The organism is Methyloceanibacter sp., from assembly GCF_049590335.1.
Classification (GTDB): Bacteria; Pseudomonadota; Alphaproteobacteria; order Rhizobiales; family Methyloligellaceae; genus Methyloceanibacter.
In genome coordinates this window covers 1-7,450 of sequence record NZ_JBAWCQ010000089.1, presented here as the reverse complement: position 1 = coordinate 7,450, position 7,450 = coordinate 1, and the positions used below count along the sequence as shown (strand labels likewise).

9 protein-coding genes and 1 pseudogene are annotated in these 7,450 nt (G+C 60.6%); 1 reads left to right on the top strand and 9 read right to left on the bottom strand.

Annotated features, from left to right (window positions below; all coding sequences use genetic code 11):
* Positions 1-471: pseudogene (locus WBQ77_RS07290) on the top strand (phenylacetate--CoA ligase family protein); the annotation flags it as partial.
* Between the two features lie 321 nt (positions 472-792).
* On the opposite strand, the gene WBQ77_RS07285 reads toward WBQ77_RS07290, so the two are convergent.
* The 9 genes from WBQ77_RS07285 to mbhE all read right to left on the bottom strand — a co-directional run.
* Complete coding sequence (locus WBQ77_RS07285; RefSeq protein ID WP_424059576.1) at positions 793-1,113, bottom strand: hypothetical protein; 321 nt, start codon at positions 1,111-1,113, stop codon at positions 793-795.
* 124 nt (positions 1,114-1,237) lie between these two features.
* Complete coding sequence (locus WBQ77_RS07280; protein ID WP_424042748.1) at positions 1,238-1,651, bottom strand: hypothetical protein; 414 nt, start codon at positions 1,649-1,651, stop codon at positions 1,238-1,240.
* A gap of 423 nt (positions 1,652-2,074) precedes the next feature.
* Complete coding sequence (locus WBQ77_RS07275; RefSeq protein ID WP_424044669.1) at positions 2,075-2,404, bottom strand: antibiotic biosynthesis monooxygenase family protein; 330 nt, start codon at positions 2,402-2,404, stop codon at positions 2,075-2,077.
* Between the two features lie 272 nt (positions 2,405-2,676).
* Positions 2,677-3,057, bottom strand: a complete 381-nt coding sequence (locus tag WBQ77_RS07270; RefSeq protein WP_424044667.1) for a Na+/H+ antiporter subunit G — start codon at positions 3,055-3,057, stop codon at positions 2,677-2,679.
* Between the two features lie 4 nt (positions 3,058-3,061).
* Complete coding sequence (locus WBQ77_RS07265; protein WP_424044665.1) at positions 3,062-3,331, bottom strand: K+/H+ antiporter subunit F; 270 nt, start codon at positions 3,329-3,331, stop codon at positions 3,062-3,064.
* Positions 3,328-3,819, bottom strand: coding sequence for a Na+/H+ antiporter subunit E (locus WBQ77_RS07260; RefSeq protein ID WP_424044663.1), 492 nt, complete (start codon positions 3,817-3,819; stop codon positions 3,328-3,330). The genes WBQ77_RS07265 and WBQ77_RS07260 overlap by 4 nt, the downstream gene beginning before the upstream one ends.
* Positions 3,820-3,821: 2 nt before the next feature.
* On the bottom strand, positions 3,822-5,432 hold the full coding sequence (locus WBQ77_RS07255) for a monovalent cation/H+ antiporter subunit D (protein ID WP_424044661.1): 1,611 nt from the start codon (positions 5,430-5,432) through the stop codon (positions 3,822-3,824).
* The gene (locus tag WBQ77_RS07250) at positions 5,429-5,797 is read right to left on the bottom strand and encodes a Na+/H+ antiporter subunit C (protein WP_424044659.1); all 369 of its coding nucleotides are present in this window, start codon (positions 5,795-5,797) and stop codon (positions 5,429-5,431) included. The genes WBQ77_RS07255 and WBQ77_RS07250 overlap by 4 nt, the downstream gene beginning before the upstream one ends.
* A gap of 1 nt (position 5,798) precedes the next feature.
* The coding region (mbhE, locus tag WBQ77_RS07245) for a hydrogen gas-evolving membrane-bound hydrogenase subunit E (RefSeq protein WP_424059574.1) at positions 5,799-7,450 on the bottom strand (1,652 nt) is incomplete at its 5' end.

The following is a 7,450-nucleotide window of genomic DNA, read 5'->3' as shown; positions in this document are numbered from 1 at the left end:
GTTCCCGATGGCACGCTGTCCGCGACCGTGCTGCTGACGGTGCTCGCCAACGACGTTCAACCCTTCATCCGATATGACCTCGGTGACTGCCTTCGTTTCCACCCAGACCGCTGTCCCTGTGGCTCGCCGTTCCGCAGTTTTCAGGTGGAAGGGCGCGAGGCGACGCTCGTTCGTGTGGGCGAGGTGACGCTGTCGCCACTCGTCTTCGATCTGGAGCACAAGCACGCCCGGCGCATCCAGCTGGTCCAGACCAGCGAGAGAGATTTCGAGCTGCGAATAGAACCAGCCGATGAGGCGGCGGCAGGGGTTGTCTTTCAAGAAGTCAGCCAGTCGGTGAAGCGCGTGTTCCGCGACAATGGCGTAGAGGACGTCGCGGTGCGAGAAAGCCAGTCACCGCCCAAACTCACCGCGAGCGGCAAATTCCATGAAGTATTGCCTTTGCGAGGCACCGATCCTGCGAACATGACATGACCTCAGACTATGATGTCCGCTTTGGGTCACTAGCCGACATTGGAACGCGACTTCGCGACGACCGCTTTGCGCCCGCAAGCAGACATCGGCCGCAGCTTGGACAGTGAGTTCGGCTATGTCCAAATAGTTGACGAGCGGTATTGTTGCGTCGGAGCGTCTCTACGTCGGCCTACCTCTTCTGTAAGGAAGTTGCCTGCTGGACATCAGCCCTTTGCTAAACAACGCGCTACATAAAACGGTTTCATATAGAAAATTAGCGTATCTATTTCAGAGAGTTAGTTGTAAGAGCTTCGACTCCCGCCGTCCGCACCACTTACACGACTATGGGCAATCCGAATCGCGCACGAACCGCGCCTTGACCCAGCCCTGCGTCGTGCCGTCTCCGCTGTAACGGGTGATCGGACACCACCGGCTGCCCCACGGCCGGCTCAAGGATACGCATTTGCCGTCCAAGTGGAGAATGCCTTGCCCTTTGTGCGGGATTTTGTCCACGATCGGTGCCTTGGATGATGCGCTCGCGCGCATGTTCAAGACGTCATCCGGCGCGACGTTCACGATGTTGAGGCAGCCGGCGCCAGTGGTGGCGAAAGATGGCGACACAGCGCCGATGAAAACGAGGGTGGCTGTGACAGTTCTGAACATGATCTGATCCTTGGAATTGTCGCTTGGAGGTTTTGGGTTAGCTTGAGAGCAGATGAGGCTCGGCCCCCCAAAGACCGGTCCGGTCCTAGAGAGCCTCGCCAAAGTGCTGGATCGGACGCTGCCATTAGGGGCAGTTCTTACCAGTGCGCATGCACTCGCGCATCTTATCGCGCAGGTCGTCCTTCCAATCCTGGGCATCTTCCTTGCCTGCCGGGCCGCCCTCACGCTGACCGTTCCGGTAGCCTTTCCGGTAGCCCGCATCGTAGCCGCGCCGGTAAGCCTCTGCGCATTCGGCAGCACCCACGTCCATGCTGCCGATGAGAGAGTCCTGGTATGAGGCCTTGTAAGCATCGTTAAAGCCGTCCGTGTAGCCATCATTCAAGCCTTTGCTCTTGCCGCTCTGATAGCACTGCTCGATAGACTTGGCTTCTGCGGGAGCCGGCGCCGCGATGTTGGCAAACATGAAGCCCGCAAGGATCAAGCAAACAAACTTCGAAAGAAAAGCAAACTTGGTCGTGGTCTGAGAAATCTTGGACATGATGTGTTCCTTCATATGATCAGTTTTCGCGTGCTGGCTTGATCGCCAGAACTGACAAGGAACCTACTGACACCCATGGCTGCGTTGTATGGGGTGGATCCCCTATATGCGCGCCTTGGGGGGCGTTGCGACGCACGGGCTTCGCGAAAATCGTCCGTAATCACTCCTACATATCGCGGTCTTAGTGTCTTCGGTTGAGCCGGGAAGGGGCACCGAACCGATGCTGTTTTCGCTGCGCGAGTCCGATCTCGACAAGTTGGAAGAGAGGAATGCCGCGAAGGTGGGCCGCCTCCGCGCTCTGCTCGATGAGCTGCGCCAGCTGAGTTCGCCAGCCTAGGCCACGCGCCAACCTTTTCCGATAATCTGGTGCAAGTCAGGCGCGTGAACTAGCGACGGGATTGTGTGCGTCCTGGCGGTATGCTGCTAGGCCGCGACGTTTCTCGCGCGCACCTCTTGCAGGGGCGTGAAGCCTTCGAACTCGGGATGACCGTGATAGAGGGGCTTGCCTTCGCCCGCCCGCGCGTGGGCCTTGCGGAAGGCCTCCGAGCGCGTCCAAGCTTCGAAATCGGTTTCGGAGCGCCAAATGGTGTGCGAGGCGTAAAGTACGTGATCGTCCCGCTCCGGTCCCTTCAAGAGTTGGAACTCGACAAAGCCGGGCACATCTTCGAGATGGGTCTCGCGCGTGAGCCAGACCTGCTCAAAATCGTTCTCCGCGCCTTTCAACACTTTGAACCGGTTCATGGCGATATACATGCTGCACTCCTTGAATTTGGCGAGTTGCGTGAATCCTAAGGGAGTACGTGCGATTTGTCCTGGCAATCTTGCGGGCCAAGCTGCGGTCAGTGCCGTGACATGGCGTCCCAGGACGCACCGGTCGTGACGAGGCCGCAACCGGTTACGGCTTGATAGCGACCTTCAGGACACCGCCTCTCGGATCGCACCTCACAGCCGCAGGCGAATCTTTGCGTTGAGTCGCATCAAGACCCGAAAGTTTTCGCCGCAGGGCGCACGTTCAGCCCTAATTTTTAATCTTCTGAACCGGGCGTCGGGTCCGGTGCATCGAATACGGACCAACCCACATCGCGGCCGGTTGACGGCAGGTTCTTGCGTTCGCTCTTGTCAAGCAAGAGATGTGCCTTCGCGACCATGAGCGCGGTGACCGGCGCAGTCAGAAACAGGAATGTCGTGATCAGCAATTCCTGAATCGACAAGGCGTCACCCGCCAAGAGGAAGTAGAGCATTGAGGCGATCAGCGTCGCGCCGATGCCGAGTGTGGTTGCCTTGGTCGGGCCGTGCAGCCGCCGCATCAGGTCCGGCAGCTTGGCCAGGCCGAGCGAACCGACGAACAGAAAGAATGCACCAAGGCAGATCAGGCCCGCCACCGCGATGTCGCCAAAATCGGTCATTGGTCTACTCCATCACATTGCCGCGCAAGATGTACTTGCAATAGGCAACGGTTGTCAGGAAGCCGACCATCGCGAAGAGCAGTGCGACTTCGAAATAGAGCTCGGTGCCCCAATAAATGCCGGCCAGCACGACAAGTCCGATCGCGTTGATCGTGAGCGTGTCGAGGGCGAGGATGCGTGTGGGCATATCCGGCCCGACAACAACCCTGTAAAGACACAACAGTATCGCCGCGCTGATGGCGACGCCGGCGATGGAACAGGCAAGTGTGATCATCGCTCGAAGATCCTTTGCAGTCTGGATTCATAACGTGACTTGATTTCGGACACGGTCTTTTCCGGGTCGTCCGTCTCAAGGCAGTGTACGAGCAGCGCGCGGCCATCCGCGCTCAGGCTGGCGCTCACCGTGCCCGGCGTCATGGTGATCGTACCCGCCAAGGCCGTGATAGCTTCGGGTGATTTCAGGTCGAGTGGCACGGTGACGAACTGCGAATGCAGATCGTCTCCGCGGCGGAACAAGATCAGATAGGCGACCTGAAAATTGGCGACGACGATGTCCCACAGTACGACCAGCGCATACTCGATGATGGTGAGCGGGTTGCTGACCACTGGCCGGTCTGGCCAGAAGGCGCTGGTGAAGCGTGGGACCAAGATGCCGAGGATGAGCCCAAGCACGGTGGCGCCCCAGGAGAAGCCGTTGAGCAGAATCCAGACGGCGACGATCAGTAGTGTCAGCAAAGGATGGGGAACTAGCGTTCTGAACATGGTCAGTGCTCCCCGGGTGCTTCGGTTGGTGAGGATGGCGCTGCCGTTGCGTTCGCCGGTTCGGTAATCGGTCGCGCTGGCTCGGGGTTCTCACGGTCGCCGAGCACCGCATTGACATATTGCTGCGTGTCGAGCGCTTGGCTCGCAGTCTTGTGCAGCGCCTTGACGGCGGGTCCGGAAAAAACAGCGAGCATCAGGCTCGCGCCCACGAGAAGCGCCACCACGACCATGGGCGTAGCGGCCGCCGTTCCCCAGCTAGGGCCGGTGGTCTGTCCTTCCGCCTTCCAGAAAACAATGCTGCCCGCACGGGCGAACGCGATAGTCATCATGAGCGATGATAGCAGGATGGTGGCCCAAATCAGCCACGCTCGCGGCGCTTCGAAGGTCGCATCGAGAACCATCAGCTTGCCGATGAATCCGGACAGCGGCGGGAGCCCCACAACAGAGATTGCCACGAGAAAGAACAGAGTCCCGAGAATTGCCGCTTGGCTGATCGGGTTGCCGGGTACCAAAGCATCGAGCTTGAGGCTGCGCCGGGCGGCGATGAGGTCGACAATCAGAAAGAGGGCGGCGCCCGCAATCGTGCTGTGGACCAGGTAGTACAGAGCGGCCGTCAAGCCATCCACGCTGAATTGCCCGATAGCAATCAGCAGGACGCCCATTGAGGCGATCGTGTTGAACGCAGCCAGATCGAGCAGCCTTCGGCTGCCCAGAAGTCCGGCCGTGCCGACAGCGATCGTTACGAGCGCGGCTGGGACGACCCAAGGGGCGGCCACGGCGCCCAAACCCTCGCCGCCATCGCCCAACACCGTTCCGAACACGCGGATAATCGCGTAGGCGCCAACCTTCGTCATGATGGCGAACAGGGCTGCGACAGGTGCGGACGCCGCGGCATAGGTCGCGGGCAACCACCAGTGTAGCGGCACGAAAGCCGCTTTGATGGCAAAGACCAGCAGAAGCAGCAACGCGCCGGTCTGCAGGAGAGCTTGGTCGGCTTGCGCCACGTGGCGCGCCTTGACCGCGAGATCCGCGAAATTGAGCGTGCCCGCTATGCCGTAGATCAACCCCACGGCGACCAGGAATAGCGACGATGCGATGAGATTGATGGCGACATATTGGAAGCCGGCCCGCAGGCGCTTCGCGCCGCCGCCATGGAGCATCAACCCGTAAGAGGCGATCAGCATGACCTCGAAGAAGACGAAGAGGTTGAACAGGTCGCCGGTGAGGAAGGCGCCGTTCAAGCCCAGGAGCTGGAAGTGAAACAACGCGTGGAAATGTCGCCCGCGCCTGTCCCAGCCGGCGATGGCGTAGAGCAGAACCGCAAGCGCAAGTCCTGCGGTGAGGACAAGCATTGTGGCCGAGAGACGGTCGATCACCAGCACGATGCCGAACGGCGCTGGCCAGGCGCCGAGGCGATATGCATCCGTCTCGCCATCACTCACTGCGTCGTAGAGAAATAGAGCAACGCTCAGCAGGGCCACCGTGGAGGCGACCGAAAGGAAGCGTTGCACCTCAATGTCGCGCTGCCGCATCAGGATCATGATTGCTGCGGTGATCGCGGGCAGGATGGTGGGCGCGATAATCCAGGTCGTTGCGAGAGGCGAAGCCGTCATGTGCCGGTCGCCGTCTTGCTTGAGGGCTCGTCTTCGGGGAACTCATCCTCCGGGAGGTCCGCCGTGTCTGTAGCCGTCTCGAGGAACCCGCGAAGCGCAAGCACCACGATCAAGGCCGTCATGCCGAACGAGATGACGATGGCCGTCAGCACAAGGGCTTGCGGCAAGGGGTCGGTGTAGGAGTCGGCGCTGGTGATGATCGGCGGCTTGTCCACGACCAGCCGTCCCGATGAAAACAGAAAGATGTTGACCGCGTAGGACAGCAAGGTGAGGCCGACCACGATTGGGAAGGTCCGCTGTTGCAGGATCAGATAGACGGCGGCGGCCGTCATGAATCCCATTGCGCTGGCGACGACGAGTTCCATGTCAGCTCTCCCCGTTGCTTGAGCTGAAGACCCGACCGTCCTTCAGGGGAACGTCCATGGGTCCTTCGGGAACGGGCTCGGGCTCAACGCGGGCTTCGACGCGGGAAATCTGCGCGAGCGACAGCATGACGACGCCGACTACGGAGAGAAATACACCCAGGTCGAACGCCATGGCGGAGGCAAGCTCGAACTCGCCGACGATCGGGAGATGGACATAAGTGTAGGTGCTGGTCAGGAAGGGCCAGCCGAAGATTAGAGACACGACGCCGGTCAGTCCCGCGATCAAGACACCTGTGCCGATCAAGACGTGGCTGTCCACGCGCATGCGGTCCGCCGCCCAGTTATAGCCGCTTGCGATGTACTGCATGATCAGCGCGATCGCGACGATCAAGCCGGCAATGAAGCCGCCGCCCGGTTCGTTGTGACCGCGCAGGAAGACAAATGCCGCCACCACGAGCACCAGCGGGAACAGTACGCGGGTTGCGATCACCAACATCATCGGATGGGCGTTGATGCTTTGCTCCCTGCTTGCGCGCATGGACGCAAGCGTACGCGCGGCGGCGCCTCGCAGCGCGTTGTCCAACAAGGCAAAGATCGTGATCGCGGCGATGCCCAGGACGATGATCTCGCCATAGGTATCAAAGCCACGGAAGTCGACGAGGATCACGTTCACGACATTGGTTCCGCCGCCGCCGGGCTTAGCCTCGGCCAGGTAGTAATCCGAGATCGTTTGAAAATCGCGCGTCATGATCGCATAGGCGAGGGCGGCCACCCCAAGTCCAACAGCGGCGGCGAGCAGACCCCGGCTGAATCTTCCGCCGGTGGTGATTTCTTTCGGGGATGTTTGCGGCAAGAGATTGAGTGCTAGCAGCAATAGGATCGTCGTGACGATATCGACGGAGATCTGCGTGAGAGACAGATCGGGAGCCGAGAACTGCAAGAAGAAAAGGGCAGCGATTAAGCCGACGCCGCTGGTCATAACCAAGGACAGGAGCCTGTTCTGGTGCCAGAATAGCAGTGAGACACACAAGCTCGCGAGTACGACCCATGCGGCGGTCGCGGGAATTGACGCCGGGATGACGGCCCGGGTTCCCGTCTCATGAGGGGCGCTGAAGTAGGCGGCGGCACCGACTGCCAGGATCGTCACCAGAATGATGCCCGCATAGCGGGGGAACGACCCGTTATGGGTCGCGCCAATGAAGCTGCGCGCGCCGCGGACAAGGCCTGAGATCGCGGCATCGAAGATGCTCTTCGCATCGATCCCAGCAAAGACGAGGCGTAGCCGATTGGCGGCGTCGTAGGACCGGAACAGCAGCGCGCCGCCCACGAGCGCGATGACGCTCATCAGCAAGGCCGGCGTGAAGCCATGCCAAAGAGCAAGATGATATTCCGGCAGCGGTCTGCCAACCACCGCGAGCGCGGTGCGTTCGACGATGGCGCCGACGGTCTGTGCCGGGAACAGCCCGATTGCGATGACGAGTGCGGCGAGTATCGCGACGGGCAGCCACATGCCAACGGGTGGGTCATGCGGCTTTTTCGGATAGTCGTCCCGGACCGGGCCTAAGAACGTGCTGATGGCGAAGCGATACGAATAGGCGGCCGAGATCAGAGAGGCCAAAGTTACTAGGGCCGGAAACACCCAAGGATGCCCCG